Origin of the sequence: Haloarcula sp. CBA1122 (genome assembly GCF_009741785.1) — an archaeon.
Lineage (GTDB): Archaea > Halobacteriota > Halobacteria > Halobacteriales > Haloarculaceae > Haloarcula > Haloarcula hispanica.
The window spans coordinates 1-24,383 of record NZ_WPCB01000052.1; the positions used below are offsets into that span (position 1 = coordinate 1).

General features: G+C 64.5%; 21 protein-coding genes and 4 pseudogenes. 13 read left to right on the forward strand and 12 right to left on the reverse strand.

Annotated features, from left to right (window positions below; genetic code table 11):
• Positions 1-149: 149 nt before the first annotated feature.
• Positions 150-905: an ATP-binding cassette domain-containing protein gene (locus tag GJ630_RS16130; protein ID WP_371727752.1), complete on the reverse strand. Its 756-nt coding sequence runs from the start codon at positions 903-905 to the stop codon at positions 150-152.
• Positions 902-1,972 (reverse strand): vitamin B12 ABC transporter permease BtuC, encoded by a 1,071-nt coding sequence (btuC, locus tag GJ630_RS16135; RefSeq protein ID WP_191450354.1) that lies wholly within the window; start codon positions 1,970-1,972, stop codon positions 902-904. The genes GJ630_RS16130 and btuC overlap by 4 nt, the downstream gene beginning before the upstream one ends.
• A gap of 58 nt (positions 1,973-2,030) precedes the next feature.
• Here btuC and GJ630_RS16140 point away from each other — a divergent pair.
• The 3 genes and pseudogenes from GJ630_RS16140 to GJ630_RS16150 all read left to right on the forward strand — a co-directional run bounded on the left by GJ630_RS16140 (position 2,031) and on the right by GJ630_RS16150 (position 5,947).
• A pseudogene (locus tag GJ630_RS16140) lies at positions 2,031-3,129 on the forward strand (PGF-CTERM-anchored ABC transporter substrate-binding protein).
• A gap of 4 nt (positions 3,130-3,133) precedes the next feature.
• Positions 3,134-3,862, forward strand: coding sequence for a 5-formyltetrahydrofolate cyclo-ligase (locus tag GJ630_RS16145; RefSeq protein WP_151147057.1), 729 nt, complete (start codon positions 3,134-3,136; stop codon positions 3,860-3,862).
• Positions 3,863-3,949: 87 nt separating this feature from the next.
• On the forward strand, positions 3,950-5,947 hold the full coding sequence (locus tag GJ630_RS16150; protein WP_191450356.1) for an ATP-binding protein: 1,998 nt from the start codon (positions 3,950-3,952) through the stop codon (positions 5,945-5,947).
• Here the strand turns inward: GJ630_RS16150 and GJ630_RS16155 are convergent, their stop codons facing one another.
• From GJ630_RS16155 to GJ630_RS16165, 3 genes are all read right to left on the reverse strand, one after another.
• Entirely contained in the window at positions 5,948-7,348 is a 1,401-nt protein-coding gene (locus GJ630_RS16155) for an NAD(P)/FAD-dependent oxidoreductase (protein ID WP_014039575.1), read from the reverse strand.
• 93 nt (positions 7,349-7,441) lie between these two features.
• Positions 7,442-9,958: an RND family transporter gene (locus GJ630_RS16160; protein WP_050037577.1), complete on the reverse strand. Its 2,517-nt coding sequence runs from the start codon at positions 9,956-9,958 to the stop codon at positions 7,442-7,444.
• A gap of 3 nt (positions 9,959-9,961) precedes the next feature.
• A complete protein-coding gene (locus tag GJ630_RS16165; protein WP_050037578.1) occupies positions 9,962-11,887 on the reverse strand; it encodes a COG1361 S-layer family protein in 1,926 nt (641 codons plus the stop codon).
• Between the two features lie 204 nt (positions 11,888-12,091).
• Between GJ630_RS16165 and GJ630_RS16170 the strand changes: the two genes are divergently transcribed.
• Positions 12,092-12,724: a TetR/AcrR family transcriptional regulator gene (locus tag GJ630_RS16170; RefSeq protein ID WP_014039578.1), complete on the forward strand. Its 633-nt coding sequence runs from the start codon at positions 12,092-12,094 to the stop codon at positions 12,722-12,724.
• A 54-nt stretch (positions 12,725-12,778) separates the two neighbouring features.
• On the opposite strand, the gene GJ630_RS16175 is transcribed toward GJ630_RS16170, so the two are convergent.
• Positions 12,779-13,333 carry a response regulator gene (locus GJ630_RS16175; RefSeq protein ID WP_014039579.1) on the reverse strand — a complete coding sequence of 185 codons (555 nt, stop codon included), beginning with the start codon at positions 13,331-13,333 and terminating at the stop codon, positions 12,779-12,781.
• 124 nt (positions 13,334-13,457) lie between these two features.
• Here GJ630_RS16175 and GJ630_RS16180 point away from each other — a divergent pair, with 124 nt between their 5' ends.
• Both GJ630_RS16180 and GJ630_RS16185 read left to right on the forward strand, forming a co-directional pair.
• Positions 13,458-14,066: a hypothetical protein gene (locus GJ630_RS16180; RefSeq protein ID WP_023843132.1), complete on the forward strand. Its 609-nt coding sequence runs from the start codon at positions 13,458-13,460 to the stop codon at positions 14,064-14,066.
• Positions 14,067-14,142: 76 nt separating this feature from the next.
• A complete protein-coding gene (locus tag GJ630_RS16185; RefSeq protein ID WP_008310747.1) occupies positions 14,143-14,430 on the forward strand; it encodes a hypothetical protein in 288 nt (95 codons plus the stop codon).
• Here GJ630_RS16185 and GJ630_RS16190 read toward each other — a convergent pair.
• On the reverse strand, positions 14,427-15,278 hold the full coding sequence (locus GJ630_RS16190) for an NAD(+)/NADH kinase (RefSeq protein ID WP_050007553.1): 852 nt from the start codon (positions 15,276-15,278) through the stop codon (positions 14,427-14,429). The genes GJ630_RS16185 and GJ630_RS16190 overlap by 4 nt on opposite strands.
• Positions 15,279-15,386: 108 nt before the next feature.
• Here GJ630_RS16190 and GJ630_RS16195 point away from each other — a divergent pair.
• Positions 15,387-16,516, forward strand: a pseudogene (locus GJ630_RS16195) (KaiC domain-containing protein).
• Here the strand turns inward: GJ630_RS16195 and GJ630_RS16200 are convergent.
• Positions 16,513-17,226 carry a DUF4013 domain-containing protein gene (locus GJ630_RS16200; RefSeq protein WP_014039582.1) on the reverse strand — a complete coding sequence of 238 codons (714 nt, stop codon included), beginning with the start codon at positions 17,224-17,226 and terminating at the stop codon, positions 16,513-16,515. The pseudogene GJ630_RS16195 and the gene GJ630_RS16200 overlap by 4 nt on opposite strands.
• 157 nt (positions 17,227-17,383) lie before the next feature.
• On the opposite strand from GJ630_RS16200, the gene GJ630_RS16205 reads away from it, so the two are divergent.
• Complete coding sequence (locus GJ630_RS16205; RefSeq protein ID WP_014039583.1) at positions 17,384-17,827, forward strand: universal stress protein; 444 nt, start codon at positions 17,384-17,386, stop codon at positions 17,825-17,827.
• A 2-nt stretch (positions 17,828-17,829) separates the two neighbouring features.
• On the opposite strand, the gene GJ630_RS16210 is transcribed toward GJ630_RS16205, so the two are convergent.
• Complete coding sequence (locus tag GJ630_RS16210) at positions 17,830-18,261, reverse strand: universal stress protein (protein WP_014039584.1); 432 nt, start codon at positions 18,259-18,261, stop codon at positions 17,830-17,832.
• Positions 18,262-18,330: 69 nt separating this feature from the next.
• Positions 18,331-20,181 (reverse strand): ATP-binding protein, encoded by a 1,851-nt coding sequence (locus GJ630_RS16215; RefSeq protein ID WP_191450360.1) that lies wholly within the window; start codon positions 20,179-20,181, stop codon positions 18,331-18,333.
• Positions 20,182-20,298: 117 nt separating this feature from the next.
• Here GJ630_RS16215 and GJ630_RS16220 point away from each other — a divergent pair, with 117 nt between their 5' ends.
• The 4 genes from GJ630_RS16220 (at position 20,299) to GJ630_RS16235 (ending at position 22,180) form a co-directional block, all read left to right on the forward strand.
• On the forward strand, positions 20,299-21,099 hold the full coding sequence (locus tag GJ630_RS16220) for an endonuclease/exonuclease/phosphatase family protein (RefSeq protein ID WP_371727758.1): 801 nt from the start codon (positions 20,299-20,301) through the stop codon (positions 21,097-21,099).
• Positions 21,100-21,102: 3 nt separating this feature from the next.
• Positions 21,103-21,438: a hypothetical protein gene (locus tag GJ630_RS16225; protein WP_014039587.1), complete on the forward strand. Its 336-nt coding sequence runs from the start codon at positions 21,103-21,105 to the stop codon at positions 21,436-21,438.
• 89 nt (positions 21,439-21,527) lie between these two features.
• Positions 21,528-21,878, forward strand: coding sequence for a winged helix-turn-helix domain-containing protein (locus GJ630_RS16230; protein WP_044951683.1), 351 nt, complete (start codon positions 21,528-21,530; stop codon positions 21,876-21,878).
• The gene (locus GJ630_RS16235) at positions 21,878-22,180 is read left to right on the forward strand and encodes a hypothetical protein (protein ID WP_014039589.1); all 303 of its coding nucleotides are present in this window, start codon (positions 21,878-21,880) and stop codon (positions 22,178-22,180) included. The genes GJ630_RS16230 and GJ630_RS16235 overlap by 1 nt, the downstream gene beginning before the upstream one ends.
• 6 nt (positions 22,181-22,186) lie before the next feature.
• On the opposite strand, the pseudogene GJ630_RS16240 reads toward GJ630_RS16235, so the two are convergent.
• Positions 22,187-23,436: pseudogene (locus GJ630_RS16240) on the reverse strand (DNA double-strand break repair nuclease NurA).
• Between the two features lie 55 nt (positions 23,437-23,491).
• Positions 23,492-23,884 carry a hypothetical protein gene (locus GJ630_RS16245; RefSeq protein ID WP_004593761.1) on the reverse strand — a complete coding sequence of 131 codons (393 nt, stop codon included), beginning with the start codon at positions 23,882-23,884 and terminating at the stop codon, positions 23,492-23,494.
• A 170-nt stretch (positions 23,885-24,054) separates the two neighbouring features.
• Here GJ630_RS16245 and GJ630_RS16250 point away from each other — a divergent pair.
• Positions 24,055-24,383: pseudogene (locus tag GJ630_RS16250) on the forward strand (2,3-bisphosphoglycerate-independent phosphoglycerate mutase); the annotation flags it as partial.

The following is a 24,383-nucleotide window of genomic DNA, read 5'->3' on the forward strand; positions in this document are numbered from 1 at the left end:
GAGCTTCGAGACGGCGGCAGCCGCTGGCGTGCCGGTCCCGGACGACGTGGACGCGACGGGCGACCGACTCTTGTTCGGCCAGCGGGGTCAGCGAGCGGCGCGTCGGTGGCCGGGCTGGGTCGTCACCAGCGTCTCCGCGTCCGAAAGCGTCACGGAGCGTGTCGCTCGTGAGCATGTCCGCGGGGCGGCCCGCGGCGGCGACCCCGCCGCCGGCGAGCAACACCAGTTCGTCGCAGTACCGGCGCAGGCCAGGTTCGAGGGTCGTGAATCGCGGCGACGGCCGTCTTCCCGTCGTCGACGAGCGCTCGGACCAGTTCGAGCGTGCGGACGGCGTGGTTGATGTCGAGGCTCGCCGTCGGCTCGTCGAGCAGGAGGGCCGGCGTTTCCTGTGCAAGCGCCCGGGCGAGGAGGACCCGCTGGCGCTCGCCGCCCGAGAGCGAGGTGAACGGCCGGTCGGCGAACTGGGTGACGCTCGCACGCTCCATCGCTGTTTCGACGGCGTTCCGGTCGCTCTCGTCCATTCGGTCGAACCGGCCGAGATGCGGTGTCCGGCCCATCTCAACGGTCTGCCTGACGCTGAAGTCGAACGACAGCGCAGTGCCCTGTGGCGTGCTCGCGACGAGGCGGCTCACTTCCTTCGCGGACTTCCTGTGGATGGGTTCGCCGTCGACACGGACTGTGCCGGCGTCCGGGTCGAGCGTCCCTTTCACCGTCCGCAGGACGGTCGTCTTGCCCGCGCCGTTGGGACCGACGAGACCGACGAGCGACCCGCGGTCGACGCTGAACTCGACGCCCGAGACGACAGACTGGTCGCCGAAGGACACCGCGAGGTCGGACACGTCGAGCATCGGCCCGGAGCGGTCCCGTCCCGGGTCCCCACCGTTCGATGTAGCCGGCCCGCTCACAGCTCGTGCACCTCCCGCTTCCGGAGCAAGTACAGGAAGAACGGCGCGCCGAGGACGGCGGTGACGATGCCGACTGGGACCTCGGCGCTGCCCGAGCGTGCTAGCGTGTCCGTCGCGACGAGGAACGACGCGCCGGCGAGCGCCGCCGTCGGGAGCAGTATCCGGTGGTCCGGCCCGACGAGCAGCCGCATCACATGGGGGACGATGAGGCCGACGAAGCCGACGATGCCGGCGACGGCGACGCCCGCCGCCGTGATGACTGCCGACAGCGCGAGCAGGACCCGCTTGGTCCGTTCGACTTCGATACCGAGGCTCTGAGCGTCCTCCTCGCCGAGTAGCATGACGTTCAGGTCGCGTGCGTACGCGAGCAACACGACGAACGGGACGGCGACGAGCACGACGCTGCTGGTCACTTCAGGCCACGACGCGCCCTTGAGATGGCCCATCAGCCAGTACAGCGCCCGGCGGATGCTCTCGCCGCTGTGGAGCAACAGGAAGGAGACGACCGCGCCGAGAAACGTCTGTATCGCTACGCCGGCCAGCAACAGCGTCGCGACCGGCGTGCGGCCGTTCCGCGTCGCGATGAGATAGACGCCGAAGGCCGCGACCAGCGCACCCACGAAGGCCGCGCCGCGGAGGCCGAGTCCGAACGGGATCACGACCGGCGCGACGATGAAGCCGACCGCGCCGACCGCCGCGCCGGAGGAGACGCCGATAATAGAGGGGTCGGCCATCGGGTTCCGGAAGATCCCCTGCATGATCGTCCCCGCGGCGGCGAGCGAGAAGCCGACGACCGCGCCCAGCAGTATCCGGGGGAGCCGGACCTGCATCACAATCTGTGTCTGGAGGTCGCTCACGGCGTAAGAAAACACATGGGCCGTAGTCACGTCGACGGCAGGGCCGGAAACCGAGATGCCAGTCGGGACGACGACGGCGTTGAGCAGCACTTTCCCGACGATTTCGGGTGGAATCCACACCGGGCCGATACCGGCGCTCGTCGTCACCACGGCACAGAGGACGGCGACGAGCCCCGCCGACCACCCGACAGTCCGACCCGCGAAACGCATGTATGAAAGCCCAGTTGCAGTAGATAAGTATTTATTGCTCCTGACACCCGCCTAGAGCATGCGACGACTTTCTCTCGTCTGCGTCTTTGTCTTGCTCGTGGGCTCGTCCGCAGGTGTGACTTCGGCCGCAGCAACAGCCGACACGCAGGCGGACGACTGCTCGTTCCCGGTCACGATGACCGACGCGACCGGGACCGAGGTCACTATCGAGGAGCGCCCGGAACGGGTCACGACGACCAATCCCTCGGCCGCCCAGACGATGTGGGAGATCGACGGCCGCTCCCAGGTGGTCGGGCTCACCCAGTACGCGAGCTATCTCGACGGTGCTGAGAGCCGAACGAACGTCTCGGCGAGCTTCGGCGTCAACGTTGAGCGCGTCGTCGGTACGAACCCGGACCTGGTGATTGCACCGAACGCCAGCGCCGGTGATGTGGCCCCGCTTCGGCAGGCCGGGCTCACGGTGTATCACCTCCCCGCCGCGACAACTATTGAGGACATTCGAGCAAAGACGGCGACCATCGGTCGACTGACTGGTAACTGCGAGGGTGCGAGCGAAGCGAACGCCTGGATGGACGCGAACGTCGACGCCGTTCGGCAGGTCACCGCGGACGCCGAAGACCGACCGACTGCGCTGTACCCGCTTGGCGGGGGGTACGTGGCGGCGAACAATACCTTCGTCACGTCGCTCATCGAACTCGCGGGCGCGGAGAACGTCGCGGCCCGCAACCACACCCAGTACCCACAGCTCAGCGACGAAGTCATCCTCCGGTTCGATCGACGTGCTCTTTGTCACCGAGAACACGGCGACCATCGCGGAGACCGAGCCCTACGCCAGTACGACCGCGGGCGAGACTAACTCGACGGTTTCTGCCCGGGCTCGGAACATCAATCAGCCCGCCCCACGGAGCGTGGTCTCGTTCGCGCACAACGCCACCGCACAGCTCTATCCGGACCGCTACGACGCCGACAGCTACGTTCCCCGGTCGGCTGTGACGCCGGCCGAGACCAAAACGAGCGAGCCCACACCCGCGGACCACACGCCGAGTACTGACCAGTCCACGACCGACGCCAGCGGTCCCGGATTCACCGCCGTCGGGGCGCTTGTCGCACTGCTGGCGCTGGTCTGCACACAGCAGTTCCGCCGCCGGAGGCCGTAGCGCCATGGACAAGCAAACTATCCGCGAAACGGTCTGGGACGCGCTGGAAGAGCAGGGTATCGCCCGGTTCCCGTTCCCGCCCCACGACCGGATTCCGAACTTCGAGGGCGCAAGCGAGGCTGCACAGCGCCTGACCGAGACGGCGGTCTGGGACGCCGCAGAGACGGTCAAGGCGAACCCGGACTCGCCACAGCTCCCGGTCCGACGGGCGGCGCTTCGGGCCGGCAAGACGGTATATATGGCCGTTCCTCGGCTCCGGGACGAGCGGTGCTTCTACGAACTCGACCCCGACGAACTCGACGACATCGAGGCGGCACCGGCTATCTCGAACGTCGCGGACCACGCGCGACAGGTCGGCCCCGAGGCGGTCGGGAGCGTCGACCTCGTGGTGTCGGGCTCAGTCGCGGTCACCGAGGACGGCGCGCGAATCGGGAAGGGCGAGGGGTACAGCGACCTCGAATACGCCGTCCTCCGGGAACTGGGGCTGGTCGACAAGACGACGCCGGTCGTGACGACGGTCCACGAACTCCAGATTGTGGGCGGTCCAGAGGGCGTCGTCGATACTACCGTGCCCGTTGACGACCACGACGTGCCGATGGATTGGGTCGTGACGCCGGAGCGAACTGTCGAGACGGAGACCACGCACACGACACCAGCGGGCGTCGACTGGGACGCGCTTTCGACGGATCGAATCGACGAGATACCGGTACTCTCGAACCGCCGACCCGACTGAGTATGTATCCGCTATAGCTGGGTTAGTACCCTGGTAATGGAAGCTTACCGGCGGTACAACTTTACACCCACATGCCCTGAAACGAATATGGATACACCCGTGGCTACGCCGAACCGTCACGGGGCCGATGGGGCCGCCGGTCGAGTGCGTGTCCTCTACGTCGACGAGGACTGCGACGACATCACGGCGGTCAAGGAGGCGCTGACTGGTAGCACTGACGAGTTCACGGTGACAGTGTGTGAGACGGCGGATGACGCGATCAGAACTATCGAGAACGCGTCGTACGACTGTGTCGTTAGCGAGTACCAACTGCCGGACCGAGACGGAATCGAACTGTTACGGGCCGTCCGGGACCGGTCCTTTGACCTCCCGTTTCTGCTCTTCACTGACGACGGCGACGAGAGCGTGGCCAGCAACGCAATCTCTGCCGGGGTCACGGACTACGTGACGAAGACACCCCTTTCGGAACAGACGGAACTGCTCCGACAGCGAATCACCGCTGCTGTCGCCCGCTATCAGGAGGACGCGGACATTCTCGACCGGATGACCGACGCGTTCTTCGCGGTGGACGAGAACTGGGAATTCACGTACGCCAACGAACGCGGCAGACGTGTCATCGGCCGTGCGATGGCGGTGGACGGAGATACCACCGACCTGCTGGGGCGAAATCTCTGGGAGGCGGTTCCGTCTCTGGAAGGCACGGAGTTCAGCAAGCAGTACCGGCAGGCGATGACACAGCAGGAGCCAGCATCCTTCGAGTCGTACTTCGAGCCGCTGCAGACGTGGTTCGAGGTGTCCGTGTACCCGTCCCCAACTGGGATTTCGGTGTACTTCCGCGATATCACTGAGCGCCACAAGCACGAGAAGGAGATCAGGGGCAGAGAGCGGACGCTCCGAGAGATTTACCGGGTCATCTCCCGCAAGGACCTCGATTTCGAGGACAAGGTCGAGCGCCTGCTCGAAATCGGGCAGCACGCCCTCGGGACCGAAACGGCCGCCCTCTCGCGCATCGATGGCGACATGTACGTCTTCGAAATCGTTCGCGACCGGACGGGGGCCATCGAGGCGGGCGATGCAGTCCCGCTGGACGCGACGAACTGCGAGCGGGCCGTCGTCGAGGAGAAGACGCTGGTGCTCGCTGATATCGCTGAAGACCGGCCAGAACTGACCGACAGAGCGGGCTACACCGAGATGGGCGTCTCCTGTTACCTCGGAACGCCCGTTGTCGTCGACGGCTCGGTGTACGGCACGTTCTGCTTCTACGGCACGGAGCCCCGCGATTCCTTTTCGGAGTGGGAAGTCACGCTCGTGGAGTTGATGGGGAACTGGGTCAGCTACGAACAGGAGCGCGAACGGCGCGAGCAGGAACTTACACGCGAGCGAAATCGTCTAGAAGAGTTCGCCAGCGTCGTCAGCCACGACCTCCGGAACCCGCTCAACGTCGCGTTCGGCCGGCTCACGCTCGTCGACGAGGCGTACGACGGGGACCCGGAGCACGTCGAGGCGCTCCGGCGGTCGCTCGAACGGATGGACGAACTCATCGACGACGTGCTCGCGCTCGCCCGTGGCGGTCACAAGGTCATCGACGCGACCGAAGCGTCGTTAGACGATATCATCACGGCCGCCTGGGACACCGTCGAGAGTTCGGACGCGACGCTGGAACGGCGCGACACGGACGTGCGAATCACGGGCGACCAGACCCGCCTCCAGCAACTGTTCGAGAACCTCTTCCGAAACAGTGTGGAACATGGTTCCACAAGCAGTCGGACGGAGTCCGACGACAGCGTGGAACACGGGCACAGTCTGACGGGGGCCGACGACAGCGACAGCGACGAACATGTGACCGTCCGGGTCGGGACGCTCTCGGACGGACGGGGCTTCTACGTCGCCGACGACGGCCCTGGTATTCCCGAGGACGAGCGCGACGAGGTGTTCGAACGCGGCTACACCACGAGCGACGACGGGACCGGGTTCGGGCTGGCCATCGTCTCCGAGATCGTCGACGCGCACGGCGCTCGGATCACCGTCTCGGAAAGCGAGGACGGCGGCGCGCGCTTCGACGTGACCGGTATTCAGGTCGAGTGACTACAGCTGGTCGACGCAGTCCCGGATGAGGCCGTCGACGTTTTCGGGGAGCGTCGGGTGGTAGGCCCGGTCCGGCAGGTCACGCACGTCGAGTCCCAGCTCAACGATAATCTGGAACGCCTTGGCGAAGCTGTCCGCGTGGTAGTGCATGCCCTGCCAGCCGAGCACTGTCCCGTCGTCGGCGTCGACGACGAGCTTCGCCAGCCCCTCGGGCACGTCCTTCGATTTGAACACGCCGTCGTCGCTGGCCTGTCGCGTCGCCGTGACGACGTCGTAGCCAGCCTCTTTCGCCGTCTCCTCGTTGTGGCCGACGCGGGCGAACGGGTAGACCCCCAGCCCGGAGAAGATGACGTGGTGGTGGACGTTCCGGTAGTCCTTGAGCGAGCCCCCGGCCTCCTGCCGGACGATGTTCTCGGCCGCGGTGAAGCCCTGCTCCTTGGCGACGTGGAGAATCGGCTCCTTGCCGTTGACATCGCCGACGGCGTAGATGTGGTCGGCGTCGCGGGTCTGCATCGTATCCTTTGCCCAGTCGCCCTCGACCGAGACGGACGTGTTCTCCAGGCCCAAACCGTTGACAGTCGGCCGGCGGCCGGTGAAGAGGAACAGCTGGTCGGCCTCGAACGTCTCCTCGCCCCCGTCGTCGTACTCGACGGTGAGGCGGACGCCGCCGTCCTCGGTCTCTTCGAGTTCCTGCTCGTAGCAGTTTGTCGGGATGGTCACGTCCCAGTTGTCCTCGTAGATGTCGAGTGCCGCGTCGCCGAACTCGGGGTCGCCTTCGTCAATTGGCCGGTCGTCGTGCTCGATGACGGTGAGTTCCATCCCGCCAGCCTCCGCCAGATACGGGACCATCTCCATCCCGATGTATCCGAAGCCCATCACGATGCCGGAGTCGGGGAACTCCGTGGCGTCGAGCACTTGGTCGCTGGTCATGAAGTCGACTTCGTCGATGCCGGGCGTGTCCGGGACGTTCACGCTGGACCCGGTCGCGATGACGACGTAGTCGGCCTCGTGCTCCTCGCCGCCGGCCCGGACCGTGTGCTCGTCGACGAACGTGGCAGTGTCGTGGATGAACGTCACGTCGTCGCGCTCGGCCATCTCGTGGATGGAGTCCCGCCGGTGGCCGGCCCAGTCGAGTACATGGTCGTCCTTGCGCTCGACGACGGCTTCTAGGTCAACCTCGGGCACGTCACCGACGAGCCGTTCGTCGTGGCGCGCCTGGAAGCGGTGGGCTCCCGCCGAGAGGACTTCCTTGGACGGCATACAGCCACGAAGAATACAGAGGCCGCCGCCGGGCTCGCCGTTGTCGACGAGCGTGAGTTCGATGTCTTCCTCCTCGACGAGGTCGCCGGCGACTGCGGCCCCGGCACTCCCATACGCGCCGATAATAACGACGTGAGTCATACCAGTGCTAGGACGATGCCAGCAAATAAAGGCTTCAGTGGCGTGTTTTGCTCGAACACGACCGGCGGTAGTTCTGCCGCCAGGGCCGCGGACTCAATCGTCGCCTTCGACGGGCGCGGGCGGACGCGACCGCCCGAACCCGAGTAGGCCACGAACCGACCAGTCAGCGTTGAACACCCGGTCCCAGACGACGAGGGCGGAGGGAATCACCAGGAGGGACGCGAGGAAGGCGTACCCGATTGATAACGCTGTCAGAATGCCAAACTGGCCGATCGCAGGGAACACAGCCAGGCCGAGCACACCGATGCCGAACGTCGTGGTGAGCATACTGCCAAACAGCGCGCCGCCGGTCCCGCGGACGGTCCGGTCCAGCGCCGTTTCGAGGTCGTTTTCGTCGAACTCGTCGGCGAACCGGTGGGTGACGTGGACCGAGTAGTCGACCCCCAGCCCGATAGTTATCGCCAGCATCGTCGCTGTGAGCGCGTTGAACGGGATGCTGAGCAGCCGCATTGTCCCGCCGAGCCACGCCACTGTGACGACGACGGGGATGATGTTCACGAGACCGAGCGACGGCCGCCCCTCCAGCATATTGTAGATGAGGACCAGAAACACTGACGCGCCGATAAGCGCAATCGCCAGGGACTGGATTGCGGACTCCAGAATCAGGTCCGAGACGGCCTGGAACACGACGACCGAGCCGGTTGCCGTCGCCTCGTACCGGAAGTCGTCGGCAACGTTTCTCGTATCGGCGGTCACCTCTGCGTCGGTTGCGTCCGATTCGACTGTGTAGACGACACGCGCGCTCCGGTAGTCCTCGGTGATGTACTCTAGCGCCGTACTACGGGCCGGCGAGTCGAGCAGATACTCGTAGATCTCTTCGAGGTTATCGTCCGGGACGCCGTTGTCGTTCTGGTCGTTGCGCTCGACCATCCGACGGAACTCGGGGTCGCGTTCCGCCTGGTCCTGAATGACTGTCACGATGGATGTCGAATCGGCGCGCCCGTCCTCGCGGACAAACGAGTCCGGCGGGTTGTTACCCGCCCGATACATCTGTTCGAGCGCCGCATCGTTCCGCATTGGCCCCTCTACGTACACCGTCGCCTGACTGGACTGGGTCGTGTCGAATCGCTCATCGAGGAAGTTCGTCACCTCCGTTACGGTGTATTCGCTCGGGGCGAACGGCTCCGGCAGGGCCTCGACGAAGTCCGGGTTCTCCTCGGGCGGCAGGAAGTCCTCCTGACTGAACGACGTCGAGACGCCGGTGGCGTAGTAGCTGGCGCCGACCGTGGACACGAGGATGAGAACGAGGAAGATGATCGGGGCGCGGTTCGCGATGACGACGCCGCCGCGCAACACGTCACTGAGTGCGGAATCCTCTGCACCCAGCGGCGTCTCGCTGAACGTCGGGATGGGGTAGGACTGTCTGAGCCGGTCCAGCTCCACCTTCGCGGCGGGCAGGAACACCCCGAAGATGAGGAACGTGAAGGTGATACCGACAGAGGCCACGTAGCCGAAGTCCTGAATCGGCGGCAGCGCGCTGGTGAGGTTCGCGGCGAACCCGATGACTGTCGTCCCGGTAACGATGAAGAAGGCGACAAGCAACTGGTCGGTCGTGATTCGCATCGACTTCTGGATGGACGCCCCGGTCTCGCGCTCCTCGCGATACCGGTTGACGGCGTGAATACCGAAGTCGATCCCGACCGCCAGCAACAGCGGTGGCACGGCGATGAGCATCTGCGAGAAGGGGATACCGGCAAGCCCCATGAAGCCGAACGTCCAGACGACGGCCATAAACAGCGCGAGCAGGCCAAGCGCCATGTCCGCGAGGTCGCGGTAGGCAATCGTCAGGAAAAACAGGATGAACAGCACTGCCGCGGGCACGGTCAGGATGAGCGAGTCGCCGACGACGTTCGAGAACTCGTCTGCGACGATACCGCTGCCGAACAGGGTGATGCCACCGTGGTCAGCGCTGGAGACAGTGAACCCGGCCTGTTTCTGGATGCTCGTCAGCGGACTCGAACCGCCCTGGCCTGACCCGGAGGAGATTCCGGCCGGGACCTCGTGCGTGACGACCCCGATGGTCGCCGACGCCGAGGCGGCTTTGCGGTTGAAATCCTTGCTCAGTAACGATTTGAACCGGGGGCTCTGCTCGGCCGCGCGCCCGACAGCGGAATCGATCTCACCCGGCGTCGCTGATTCGACAGCGTAGATCTGTTGTTCAGTCGTCGTCGCTTCCGGGTCTAGCTGCTGGGCGACAATGCTGGCGGCGCTTGCGGTCGACGTGACACGGAGTGCTCCGTGCTGTTCCAGCCGATGCTGTGACCTGAGCATCCGGAGCAGCGCCGGCTTCGAGAGCACGTTGTTCTCCTGCTGGATGAGCTGTGTGCTCCCTGTATCCGGCGAGAAGGTCGGCGAGAACTTGTCGTTGACCTCCTGCAGTGCCTCCTCGGCCGGAAGCCCGGTCGTAAACTGTGACGTCCCGGAGTTGGTCGAGACGCTCCCGAGGCCGGCGCTGAAGACCACCGTCACGATCAGGAAGAGGAGCACCACCTTCCGTGAATCGTGGACGATTCGGTCGTCCGCCCAATCGATGTAGCGCTGGTAGTCCATGCGTTAGCGGAACCTGAAGTAGCCGCCGATGGCCAGGGCGGCCACGAGTGCGACGCCGATAATCGCCGTCAGCGGCGAACTGCCACCGCCGGAGTTAGTCACGGAGACCGGAAGGCGGTAGGTGTCGGACACCGGCGTATCTCCGTCCGGCTCCTCGTACTGGAAGTCTACCGAGACGGGGTAGTTTTTCGTCATCGCGGCACCGCTTGCGCTGATACCGAACTCGATGGTCGTCGACTCGCCCTGGTCGAGGCTGTCGACGTACGCTTGGTCGTCCGACACGGAAATCGGTGACTCGGCGAACAGCTTTGCCTCGATATCGGTCAGTCGCTCGCCGGCGTCGTTGGTGATCGTCACTTCGAGTGTGCTGGATCCGCCAACGTCGACGGACGCGTTCGTCGTCTCGACGATGAACTCGTCAGCGCTGCCGTCGACGCTCTGCCGGATTTCGAGCGTGTCGCTCTCGCGCTGGTCGCCCTCGCTGTTGCGGTAGTTGGCGACGAAATCGAACTGTCGTGGGCCGGAGTTCGCGTTGTCCGACACGTCGGCGTCGAACGAGACGGTCGTGGACTCGCCCGGTTCGAGGTCGCCGACCGCGTACTGGGTCTCCTTCGGCGAGATGTTGTCGTGGGTGCTCGCCCAGTTCAGGACGACGTTACGGACTGTTCGGTCGCCGGTGTTCGTTAGGGACGCTTCGATGGTTCCGTCATCGCCCGCCTGGAGGGTCGACTCCACGTCGCCCATGGCGAAGGACTGTTCCGGCTCGGGCGTGAGTCCGAGCGAGATGTCGTCAGCGACGCCGGCATCGCCTTCGGGGTCGTCGTAGCTCACTGACGCCGACAGGGCGTAGCTCTGTGTCTTGGCGTCGTCGCTGGCGCTTGCGTCGACGCTCACCGTTCGCGTTTCACCGGGCTCCCAGGAGCCGACGAACTGCGACGTGGACTCGGACTGCCCGAACGTAATCGCGGTGTTCTGCGTGGCAAGCGACACTGTCGCGTCCGAGACCGTGACAGGGCCGTCGTTGCGCAGGGTCACGTTGTACGTCCCGGAATCGCCGACAGCGACGTCACTGTCGGTACTTTCGACGGTGAACGTTTGCTCGGGGTCAGGCGTAATACCGAGGGAGGAGGCGGTCGTGCTCTTTCGCACCCCGTCCGTGTCGTCGAAGTCGACCTGGAGGTCGAACTGATACGGTTCGGCTCTCGTATCACCGCTCGCACCGACGCGGTACCGGAGGGTACGCTGTTCACCGGCCTCCCAGGTGTCGATAAACCGGGAGCTGCTGGCGTCGCCACCGACTGTGAGTTCGGAGTTCGTCGATTTCAGCGTTACCGAGGATTCTCGGGCCGGCTCGTCACCGGTGTTCTCGACAGTGACTGCGACCGTGCCGGTCGAGTCGACGCGCGCGTCGGAGTCGACGCTTACCACGTCAAAAGCCGCGTCGTCGTCGATGTCGAGTTCGAGTTCGATTCGTTCGGTGGTGGTCTCTTCGTCCCGTGCACCGTCGCTTTCCGAAATGTAGCTCGTGTACTCGTATTCGACGATGACAGGAACAGTGTAGCTCCCGGGACTTGCGTCGTCAGCGACGCTGATGTCGAATGAAATGGGTTGGGTCTTCCCTTCCGGGACGGAACCCACAGCCTGTTTGCTCGTTGTCACCGTAATCGGGGCGTCACCGTCGTTGACTTTGACTGTGGTCCCGCGGGCGGTCGTCACCTCGCTGCTCTGGACACCCTGGGTCGAAGACCCGGAGTCGATCGTGCCGCTGTTGACGAGGACGACGTCGAGTGTCGTCTCCTCACCGGGCGTGACGGTATTATCGACGAACGTTGCGTCGAAGTCGGGGCTCCCGGTTACGGCGGCGATCGCCGTTCCGGATGCCATGAGCAATGCGACAACTGCCAGCGTCAGTAATGTTCGTGGTTTCATGCGTAGGGACACTTCGGACATTCCTTGCCGTTGTTTCTGTCTGGAGCGGACGTCATGCTTGGGAGATCGGGATATGTACCCACATACGTCTGTGCAGACTCCCGCCCGAACCGTGTACATCGAACGAACGTTCGGTCGCCTATCAACGTTGTGGTTCCGTAACAGTGGGAAGATATTTACTGCCCGAACGAATATTCGGTCGGGATGACTGATGGAATTCCGTTCGCCGGGGAGCCAGCGGACTCGCACGAGGCGATAATGCGGGCCACGTTCCGTGCCCTCCGGGAATACGGGTACGCCGGACTTTCGATACAGCGAATCGCGGACGAGGCCGACCTCAGCAAATCGACGTTTTATCACCACTTCGACGGCAAGGAGGACCTCCTGCTGTCGTTCCAGGAGTTCATCCTCACGGAATTTAACCGCATCTTTCAGGTCGAATCGACCGGCGACCCCGAACAGGACATCAAGACGTTTGTCAGCCTCGTTCTCGACGATTTCCCGGACTGCGTCGAAACGCCGGACAAGAACGCCGTCCTCGGGTCGTACGTCGAGATGCGCGCCCAGGCGGTTCAGAACCCGGACTTCCGCGAGAAGTTCACTGAGACGGACGAGCTGTTCGCCCGGCAACTCGTACAGATCATCGAGGACGGCATCGAACAGGGCGTCTTCGCCGACGTCAACCCCGAGACGGTGTCGCGGTTCATGATTACGATACTCGATGGCGTGATTCTCCAGAGCGCAACTCGCAACGACAACCCTGTCGCCGAGGTTCGGGACACTATCGACGAGTATATCGAAGAGACGCTGATTCTCGGTACCTATAGTAGCCATTGAAAATCAATGCACACCTGATCGCGCGACGGCAGTGCGATCAGTGTGTACATCGTTTCAATTGTTACTATAGCTTCGGCTGATCGACTGGTACGTCTCCTTCAGCTCCTCGAAATCGTCGTTCTCGGCGTGCAACACCCACTCCAGTTCTCTGGCCCGCTCTTTCAGCCTGGTGTACTCGTCGCTCGCCTCCAGTTGTGACGTGGATTTCTCTCGTTCCAGCACGGAGAGTTTCGAGGAGATCCGGAAGTACTCGTCGAGCCTGTCGTCCTCGTCGGGCCTGTCGAGGTGCTGGTCGAGCGCCGACAGAAGCGTCGACTGGTCGACCGGCTTCTGGAGGTAATCGTCGAAGGGCATCTCCAGAATGTTCAGGTCGGCGTCGACCGCGGTCAGCATGATGATGATGCCGTCGTACCCCCGCTCGCGCAACCGCGAAAGCACGTCGTCACCGTGCACGTCGGGCATGCGCCGGTCGAGCAACACGGCGTCGAACTCCGGGCCGGCAGCGTCGAGCGCGGCCTGGCCACTGTACGCGACAGTCGTCTCGTAGCGCTCGCCGAGTTTCAGGGCCTGCGTGTCGGCGACGTCGTGCTCGTCGTCGACGACGAGCACCCGCGGCGGGCCGCCTGTAGTTCTTGACACGGTATTACACCGTTCTAGGGCTGGCAACTGTATATGTTTTATCGGCAGCCGCCTCTCGAAAAGCGTTAACCGATGGCCCATCGAGTGTGTACTGATGAGCAAGTCGTCGGCGGGCACAGGCGGTCGACATCGCCTTGGGAGCCTCGCGGCCGTGGTCGGTTGGATAGGGGCAGGAGCGGTCGTGCTCGCCACCGTCGCGCTGGTGGTGCAGTCGGTGTTCTCGCTCGGGCTCTCGGAACAGGTCACCGTGGGCCTCGGCCTGGCGCTCGGTGGAGGACTGGGTGGCGTCTCCTATCTCCTGGTGACTGATTCGCCCGGCGAGACGACCGACGAGACGATGACGGTGTCGGCAGATGTCGACCGAACACCGGAGCCACAACCGGTCGATCTCTTCGACGGTCATCCGGACCCGGTGTTGTACTTCGCCGACGAGGGCCACGGCCCGGTCGTGCGTGCGGCCAACGAGGCGTTCGGGACCACGTTCGACGTGCCGTCCGACCGCCTCGACGGAACGGCGCTCTCCGAGGCGCTGCTCGTGGCTGGTATCGACGAAGTGGACGCCGAGACAGTCAGTACAACTGACCTCGATGTCGTGGCCCTCTCGACGGCACTCGACGAACCGAGGCAGTTCCGGCTGCGGACGGCCGGCGTCCCATCGACCGGCTACCTCCTGCTCACACCATTGGGGACGGCGAGCGATTGAACGGTCGAACGCCGCCCGCAGGTCGGCGGCGTAACGGAACTTTAAAGATTCCATCCCGGCGAAATTCTGGATAGGAATGCTCGCGTCACCGCTGCAACTCATCGATAGTTTCCTGCTGAACTACACCATCGGTGATGTCCTGCTACTCGGCTTTGTCGGTGGGCTCGTCGCAATTCTCCCGCAACGGTCGCTCCGGATGCTGGGGCTGCATACGATTGCGCTGGGCGCACTGCTCGTGATTACGCCGGCGTCGGCGATGGAACCAAGCAGTGCGAGCGTCCTCGCGTCGTCGTTCCAGTACAAACTGTTCGGCCTGGTGCTGCTCGTCCTCGCACCGGTGCTGTACGCCGTCGGTCGGCGTTAGGCTAGCTTGTCCAGTGCGGTGAAGAAGTCAAGCGGCGGCCCGGCGAGCCGGACCGGTTCGCTCGCACGCGAGACCGTAATTCGCTCCGGCGGGACCACGTCTTCTCTGACCCGTCCGTCGCTGACGACGACGCCGCTGTCGGCGTCCGTGAGTTCGACGACGATTTCGCTGTCGACGTCGACGACCAGCGGCGGCGTCCCCATTTCGTCTGCCATCCCGGTGATGATGAGGCCGGCCACGTCGGGATGGACGAGCGGGCCGCGTTCGCTGAGGTTGTACGCCGTCGAGCCGGTGGGTGTCGCCACCAGCACGCCGTCGGCGTGACCGGACGTGTACAGCGAGTCGTCGATGTACACGTCGAGCGTCGCCCCGCCGCCGTGACCGCGGCGCTCGCCCTGGACGACGACTTCGTTCAGCGCCGGCGATAGCTCCCAGTCGTCGCCGCTGGCCTGGAGCCGCGGCTTGGCCCGCGTTCTGGCGCTGCCGGTCTTCTGGATGTGTTCGACCTCCGCGACGACTGTCTCGACGGCTTCTTCGGGTGCGATAGCGTTCAGAAAGCCGACCTCGCCGAGATTGACGCCCAGGATCGGCGTCGACCCCGCGCCGCGGGCCGCGTACAGAAACGTCCCGTCGCCGCCGATGCTCACGACGAGGTCACAGGCGGACATCTCATCGACCGGGGCCGAATCGGGTACGGCGGCCTCCCACGCGTCGTGGTCTCCCAGCGCCCCGGCGGTCGTTTCGTCCACGACGACGGCCGCCGACGTGGCGCGCAGTCGGTCACACAGTGTACTCGCAAGCGACATGGCCCGGTCGTTGTCCCGCTGCGCGACGATACCGACAGTCATTGCCGGACGTTCCCGCCGGCCGCATATAAACCCTCTACGACGGCAATTATATCCGTCCCGACGCGTATCCACTTCCATGAGCCGTTCGTGTGGCTGGTGGTCGTGCGTATGAGCGGGGACGACGGGTCCGACGACGACTGGTTCGAAAGTGCGCTGGACGACGAGGACGGCGACAGCGAACAGACGGATACCGACGATACTTCGGCGATACAACCCGAAAGCGACGCAGCGGAGTCCACATCCGCGGACACTGGGCCGTTCGACGCCGACGGCGACGACGGGCAATCCAAGCGCAGTGGTGGCGACAGCCCCTTCGACGACGATGGGGGCACTCCCTTTAGCGAGGAGAGTGACAGCAGCCCGTTCGACGACGGCGGCGATGACCCCTTCAGTAGCGAGAGTGGTGCCTCCGATACCGACGCCGGGTCCTCCGGTGACGACGGCGGCGGTGGACTCTTCGACGACGACTTCGCCACCGCGTTCGAGTCTGCCGGCAGCGGTGACGGTGACAGCGGTAGCGACTTCGAGGAGGAGTTCGAGTCCGACATCCCGCGGGTCGACATCGGTATCGAGGGGCTCGACCAGATGATTCAGGGCGGGATTCCACAGCGCCATCTCATCGTCACTATCGGCTCGGCTGGAACCGGGAAGACGACGTTCGGGCTGCAGTTCCTTCACCACGGCCTCCGGAACGGCGAGAACGCGGTGTTTCTGACGCTCGAACAGTCCCACGACGCGATACTGGACACTGCCAGTGAACGCGGCTGGGGGTTCGAGGAGTACGAGGAACAGGGCCAGCTAGCGATTGTCGACCTCGACCCGGTCGAGATGGCGAACAGCCTCGACAACATCCGGGGCGAACTGCCGGCGCTCATCGAGAAGTTCGGCGCCGACCGGCTGGTGCTTGACTCCGTCTCCCTGCTAGAGATGATGTACGACGACCAGTCCCGGAGACGCACCGAAGTGTTCGATTTCACCCGGTCACTGAAACAGGCCGGCGTGACGACGATGCTCGTCTCCGAAGCCAGCGAGAACAACCCCTTCGCGTCCAGACACGGTATCATCGAATACCTGACTGACGCGGTGTTCATCCTTCAGTACGTCCGGTCGGACACCGGCGAGACGCGACTCGCGTCGAGATTCAGAAGATACGGAACGCGAACCACTCGCGGGAGACGAAACCCTACGAGATAACGAACGACGGTATCTCGGTCTACCAGCAGGCCAACATCTTCTAAGCCGTCGCCGTCCCGACCGACTCCGGTTCGTCCCGCTCGTCGAGTGCGGCGTTGTAGCCGCCGGCCCAGAGGTCCGTCGCGACGACCAGCACGTAGAAGGTGGCGAACGGGCTGAGAATCACGGCGAGGAGCGAACCGAGGAACGGTATCACATTGAGCAAGTTCACCACGACGTTGACGGCGATGAACAGCGCAATCGAGACCAGCCACGGCGTCGCGTACTTCGGGGACAGGACTAACTTCCGTAGCGTCCCGAAATCGAACCCAGCACCGAACTCGCCGGTACAGGCGAAGTGGATGATGGCGGCCGTCGCCACGTAGCCGAACACCAGCGACAGGACGAACGAGATCACCAGCCCGCCGAAGAGGCCGGCCAGGCCGGCACCCGCTCCGGCGCGGGTCCCCGTCGCCATCGCGAACAGGCTGCCGCCGACGGTCACCCCGAACACGACGAGCGGGACGAGCATGTACACGATGCCGATGACCCAGGCCTTGAGGCCGCCGACGAACAGTTCGCCCCAGTCCTCGAACGCCGGCGGCTCTGTCGCCCCGTCTGCCCGTTCGCGGACTGCCTGAACGAGATAGCCGTACACGAGGATACCGGGTACAAGGAGAAAGGCGAGGAGGCTGAGAACGCCGCCGATGAGAACGGTCACGGTCCAGTCGTCGTCTTCCATGGGATATCTGAGTGTCTCTTCGAGTGATTCCATGTGTCTTGGTCACGCCCTACATAATTAGTTACAGACACCTTGCCGGGTTATTCGCTCGGCTTACCGCAGGACTGCGATGTGTCGATTCCAACACGATTCCACTCAAATCGCGCCAGCTTGCGGAACCAATAAATCACAACCGGGCGACAGGAGGGATATGGTACTACTCGTGCCCTTCGACGGTTCGGACCTGTCGAAAGCCGCGCTAACGCGGGCGATGGAGTTCGCGGACTATCGCGACGAGGACATCACTGTGCTGTCCGTTATCCCGGACGATGCGGCGTACGCGCGGGAACGCGGCTGGATCGATGCGGACGAGGTGTTCGATACTGGGACCGTCGCCGACCGAATGCGAGAGCAAGCCGAGTCGGTCGCCCCGACGGCGTCGTTCCGCTACGAGGTCCCGGAAGACGTGAGCTCGATGGCATCGACGACGACGGACATCACCCGGACCATCAGAGAAGTCGCTCACGAAGCGGGGGCCTCAATCGTGTTTATCGGCAGTGAGAACGCCGGACGGGTGTCGACACCGGTCTGTAGTGTCGGCTCACCGGTGTCGGAAGACCCCGAGTACGACGTCCATATCGTCCGGCACCCGTAGCACTATCTGACGACGGTTACGGGGACGGACGCTCGTCTGACGACGATTTCGGCGACGCTGCCCAGCAGGATGCGGGACATCCCCGAGCGGCCGTGGCTTCCCATGACGATCTGGTTGATGTCGTGTTCGTCCGCGTACTCCACGATGACCTTCGTCGGTCGCCCGACCTCGATGACGCGTTCGACGGACTCGACACCGGACTCGGCCACTTCAGCTTCGAGTTCGTCGAGCAGGTCCTCCGCTGTGGCTTTCTGTTTTTCGTACCACTCCTCGGAGAAGGATGGAATCGAGGCCTCCGCGCTGTAGCCGGCCTCTGCGGGGTTGATGACGTGCAGGAGAACGACCGTCGCGTCCGGATACTCCTCGGCCGCGAATTCACAGGCTACTGTTGCTTGATCTGAACTGTCGACCGGAACGAGGATTCGCTTTGCCATATGCCCACTTCCGCTGGGGCCGGTTTGAATCTTCGGCCCGCTGCAATCGGTGAGCGGGCCGTCGGTTTGTCAGTCTCGCCCGTGACGGGTCACACACGTCGACAGACCGATCAGTTCGACCGGTTCGGAGTTATCCGGCGAGTAGACGACCCGCTGGCCCTTCTCCATATAGGGAACCTTCGATTCGAGGTTGCTGGGAATGTTTACCGCCGAGATGGCGTCTTCGTCGCCGAGATTGAGCACCATCGTCGTGTTGATCTGCTTGAACACCGGATCGGCGATGTCCTGGGGGTCCTGCGTAATGAGGTACAGGCCGAGACGCTCCTTCCGGCCCTGTTTGGCGGCCTCGGTGAACTTCCCGATGACCTTGCGGCCCTGCACGCTGTCGGCGTCGGTGAGGAAGTTGTGGGCCTCGTCCATCCCCAGCACGAGCGGCGTCTCCTTGATGCGGTCGTAGTCCGGGTCGTTCGAGAGCTTCTGGTCGATGAGCAGGCTGGAGACGGCCAGCACGATAGTTGAGGCGGTCCGGGAGTCCGTGATGTGGTACGTCGGGATGACCGTCAGGCCGCCGTCGCGGACGAACTGGGAAATCTGGTCGGTGATGGGGCGGGCGTCCTGGTCGAAGACCGCGCCGAAGCCCTGCACGCGGCGCTTGACAGCGTCGAACGTGGCCTCGTGGACGTCGCCCGCCTCGTCCAGTTCCTCCTTGAGCGCGGGGTCCCCGAGGAAGGTCCGGAAGTCGCTGTAGGTCCCACCGGTTCCGTATTCGCGCTCGAACCGCGGGAGCAGCGTATTGACGAGCGCGCCGTACTGGTTGTCGTTCAGGCTGGACCCGGCGATGAGCCAGGGGTTGTCGTGGACGAGCGAGAACGGGATGGTGAACTCCACCTGCTCGGCGCGGTGGTGGCTGGCGTTGTAATCCGCGCCGGCCACCTTCGGGACGAAGGCGATGGTGTCGTCGTGCCCGCCGTAGGCGACGCCCTCCCGCTCGCAGCGGCGCTCAAACTCGTCCGTCATCGCGGGGTTGTCGTCGTGCATCTGGGCGTACTCGTCCTGGGGGTCGAACTGGACGACGGCGAGTTCGGGCGTGCGGCCGTCGCCCATCTCGTAGGTCCGGCCGAGATACTGCCGCAGGACGTTCTTGGAACTGTGGGTCTTCCCGGAGCCGGTCCCGCCGGCGACGAGGGTGTGGCGGAACACGAGCGGGTCGCCGGCGTCGTAGTCGTCTTTCAGCCGGTAGTCGATGGTCGGTGGTTCGGCGGCCGTTCGGACCTTCTCGCCGCCGACGGCGAGATGGCCCAGGAAGACGCCGTCCTCGGGAATCTTCAGGCCGGTCTTGATCTCGGATTTGTCGGTGGCCTCCCGGACGACGGTTTCGGGTTTGGGCACCCGGTCAGTCATCCGCCGCTTGAGTTCGCCACCGTCGCTGTACAGCACTGCAACCGGCTCAAGCTCGGCGATGAATTTGAAATCCCGCTCGTCGATGCCCCGCTCGCGCATCGCTCGCCGGGCGTGGATTTCGGTCGCGTCGTCGGCGTGGAACTCCTGTGCGTACTCCAGGGCCTTGATGCGACAGAACAGGCGCTCACCCCCAGGGTAGGGGACGAGCAGATAGGTCCCGATGCGCAGGCGCGAGCGGTTCCGCGCGGTGACGTACGCCCGGAGGACCGTTTCCTCCGCTTCCTCGCTGATTCGGAGGCCGTTCGCCGCCGAGAGGACCCCGAGACCGGTGTCTGTGCCGGCCGGTGTCACGTCCATATCTTCGAAGTCGTCGTCTGTCGATTGTGTTGTCGGGTCGGTGCTCCCCGACGCGTCGACAGCCCGGTCGCTGTCGTCGGTCGTCTCGGCAGAATCGGCGGCCTCGTCGTCGGCCGCCGCATCGTCGCCGTCGAAATCAGTGAAATCCCCGAGGTCGGACATACCCCACTCCAGGGTAGCCGGGGATTAACACCTTTCCCCAGCAGCATGAATGTGAAACCTTACCCGGATGGCTGTCAACGAACGCATATGAAGCCGACGCGGGTGATGTCTTTCAATGTGCGGTACGACACCGCCGGGGATGGGGTAGACGGGTGGCCTCACAGGCGGCGGCTGGTGGCGGGGATAATCCAGTACCACAACCCCGATATTATCGGGGTTCAGGAAGCGATGGCACACCAGCTCCGGGAGCTAGAGGTGTTGCTGGACGGCTACGAGTGGGTCGGTGACCCACGGGAATCCGTCGATGCCGGCGGGGAGCACACGGCCATCGGCTACCGGGCCGAGCGCTTCGACTGTGCGGCCACGAACACGTTTTGGCTCTCCGAACAGCCCGCCGAGCCGAGCAGCGTCGGCTGGGACGCCGCTTACCCCCGCGTAGCGACCTGGGCGCGCCTCCGTGACCGCGACACCGACGACGACCTGCTGTGTCTGAACACGCATCTGGACCACCAGGGGGCTGACGCGCGGGTCGAGGGCATCGAACTGGTACTCGACCACCTCGATTCCATCGCCCGCGAGGCCCCCGCAGTCGTGACCGGCGATTTCAACTGTGTCGTCGGCGAGCCGGCCTACGAGCGGGCCGCGGGTCACGAACTCCCGGATGGGCGCAGGCTCGTCGACGCCCGCGACACAGCGACCGTCACCCACGGTCCGACGACGAGTCGGACCGACTTCCACGACCTGCTCCCCGAGATGGGGATCGACCATGTGTTCGTCAGCGAGGACGTGGCCGTCGACACCAGAGCGGTCATCGCCGACCGCGACGACGACCACTACGGCTCCGACCACCTGCCGTCGTGGTCGACTGCGAGCCCTGACCTGGGGGAGAATCTTTTGCCTGTGTGGCCCCTACAGTGAGCTATGTTGCTTATTCGGGGGACAGCAGGCGGGACGGCGCTGACCGGGACGCTGTACGAACCGGGCGAGGAGCCGCCCGAGTTCAACGGCGCGCCGGACGAGGGGACGCCCTACGTCTGGCTCTGTGACGCCTTCTACGAGGTCGAAAGCGGCGGTCAGGTCCAGTCTATCGGCGACCGCGAGATCCGGATTGCTTTCGAGTCCCCGATGCCCCGCGGCTTCGAGACGCGCGATGCGGCCATCGACGCGGCCAAGGAACACGTCAGAACGCAGTTCGCCCGGCTCGGCGTGGCTGGCGAGACCGTTGACGTGACGGTGCAGCAAGCTGAGACGGCGTAGCCGACAGGTCTGTGGAGAAAGGCGGCCCGTTTTCTGAGTCAGCGAACGACCGGGGCGTTATACCAATGTGACGGGTGAACCCACTGTACGTGGCCGAGGATCCGTCCCCGACCGAGGTGTTCGCCCTCCTCGACGATGACTACGCTCGCGCGCTCCTTGCAGCCACGAGTCACAGACCGATGACTGCAACTGAACTCAGCAACGACTGCGACATGTCGCTCTCGACCGTGTATCGCCGCCTCGACGCCCTCGAGGACTGCGGCCTCGTCGCCGCTCGAACGCAAATCGCGGATGATGGGCACCATGTAGACGTGTACGAGGCACAGATGGACGAACTCACCGTGTGTCTCACCGACGGGACCTTCGATGTCAGCCTCTCCGTCGAATCGACGACACACGAGTTCGCCGACGCGCTGGTGGATCTCTGGGAGGGGCTCTGATGGACGTTGCCGGCCTCTCCGCCGAAACGTGGGTTACCGTGAACACTGCTTTCCACCTCGCACAGACGGGGGTCGGGCTGCTCATTGCTGCATTGGCGCTCGTCGGCTACCGTCGACAGCGGACCCGCTCCATGCTCGCGCTGGCCGTCGGAATCAGCCTCCTCACCTTCGTCTCGTACCTCGTTACCCTTGGTGCCGTGCAGGTCTTCCCGCGAGTGGTGTTTCCCCTTCCGGGCACTATCACAGAACTCGTCGGGCTCCTCGTCCTCCTGTACGCCATCGTTCTGGCCCGCCGCGGATAGCACGCTTCAGAACGATTCTTCGACGGCTCCCCACCGGATATCGTTGAACTCCCGCTCGCGGTCGGTCTCGAAGGTCCGCTCGATGCGGCGGGTGAGTTCCTCGCTGCCCTGGCGGTCGATTTTGGCGAGTTCGTCAGCCTTCCCGATAGCCAGCGGCGGCCCCTGTTCCCGGGCCACGTCGTGGAGTATCTGCCGTGTGAGTTTGGCCCGACACTCCGGGTCTTTGGTGAACGCGTACGGGGCCTCGACGCGGAACACGAGGTCGGAGCGCGGGTCATAGAGGACGAAAAACGTCACCTCGTAGGCCTCTGGGTCGAGCGACCGCTCGATGCCCAGCGCGTCGCCGTCGGCGGCCATGATGCCGTCGGTGCCGCCCCGCGAGCGGAACCAGTTCGTCGCGGTGAGACAGTCGGTCTGCCGCTCACCATCGTCGTCGCGACGCTCCAGGATTCGGCGGAAGAAGGCGGTGTCGTTCACCCACGGCGCGTTTGTCTTGCGCCGGAGCGCCCGCGTGAGGGCCTTCGTTGAGGAGTTCTTGATGAACCCCACCATCGGGACGTCCCGCTCGACGAACCGTTCGACGAGGTCGACGTAGTTGTTCACCACCGTCTTGGGCCGGTCGTCCTCCGCGAGCAGGTCGCCAGTTCGGTGTCGCGGTCGGCCCAGCGGAGCACGCCGGTCGGGTAGATCGGCCCGTCGAGAATGAACAGGTCCTCGACCACGTCGGCGTTGGTCAGCGCGTGCTGGCTCTCGGCGAGGTATAGTGCCAGCGCGTGGACGACCCGCTGCTCGTAGCGGTCGACCTGTGGCACGTCGAGGACGCGCCGCTTGGCGTAGCCGCGGTCCCCGCCCTGCCACTCGCCGTCGAACCCCAGCGTTGCGTCGTTCGAATGCACGGCCATGATGATGGTCCGGCCGCGGTGGAGTTCGACATCCGAGGGCACGCTGCCCATCGCCGCCTGCGCCACGTCCAGCACCAGTCCGTTCTTGAATGTTGTGGGATTGATAGTCCCCGAATCCAGGCCGTGCTGGGTTGGAAACGGCGGGTCCGCCAGCGCGATGTCCTCGATGGGAACCTTCCGGCGGCGCTGCTCGCCTAGCGGTTCCAGAATCTTCGTCCCGTCCTGCCACAGCGGGTCGAGAAAACTGTCCCAGACTTCCTCGGCGGCCGCCTCCTGGTCGCTCGTCTCGACGGTCTCGCGCACCTGCCCGGCGAGCTTGGCGATGCCGTCGACGTGGACCGGGTCCAGCGTCATGCCCGTGCGTTCGCGGGGACGGGGATAACCCTTTGGTCACCTGCCGATTCGGTGGTTACTCCTTGCCCGACTCCTCGCGGAGCAGGCGTTCGATGGCCTCGGCGATCTCCTCGTAGGACTGCATCGTCAGGCCGTCCGTGGTGATGAGCACGCCCTGGCGCTCGGTCGTCGCCCGCAGGAGGTAGCCGTTAGAGAACGCGCGGACGGTGAAGCGGTAGTCGCCCAGTTCGGACTCCTGATATGCGTTTTTCGTTTGCTTGTACCCCTGCCATTCGTGGCCCACGAAGTCGTTGAGGTCGGCGTCCTGTTCAAGGTCCTCCCGCAGGTAGAGTTGCTCGAAGTTCGCACGCGTGAAATACGTCACTGAACGGAGCGAGTCACCCGTCGCTGTCCGGGCTGTCGTGACGATTGCGTCGGCCAGATCGTCCGAGAGAATGTTCCGAGTCATGCCAGACCGAAGGCGGGCCACCCTCTTAATTTCAGGGTTCCCGATACCGGCAGCGATAGCGGAGTAGCGACATGGAGTACCGACACCAGAGCCGCCGAATTTCGCATTATCGACCGTCACGTTCGGGACTGACCGACAGTGTATTAGGCCGGTCGCGTGACCCACCGGGTATGGACGTCGGACTTATCATCTTAGACGGCTGGGGCCTGAATCCGGACGACGATGTCCGGGATGCCGTCGCCGCCGCCGACACGCCGAACTTCGACCGCTACCGAGACGCGGGCGCAGCGTCGACGCTTGCCACCCACGGCCGCCGGGTCGGCTCCCGGAGGGCCAGATGGGCAACTCCGAGGTCGGCCACCTCAACATCGGGGCCGGCCGCGTCGTCAAGCAGGACTCCGCTCGCGTCAGCGATAGTATCGCGCGCTCCCGGGGCGAGTCGCCGCCCGATGACGCCGCACAGGACCCGCCATTCTTCGAGAACGAAACGATTCTGTCG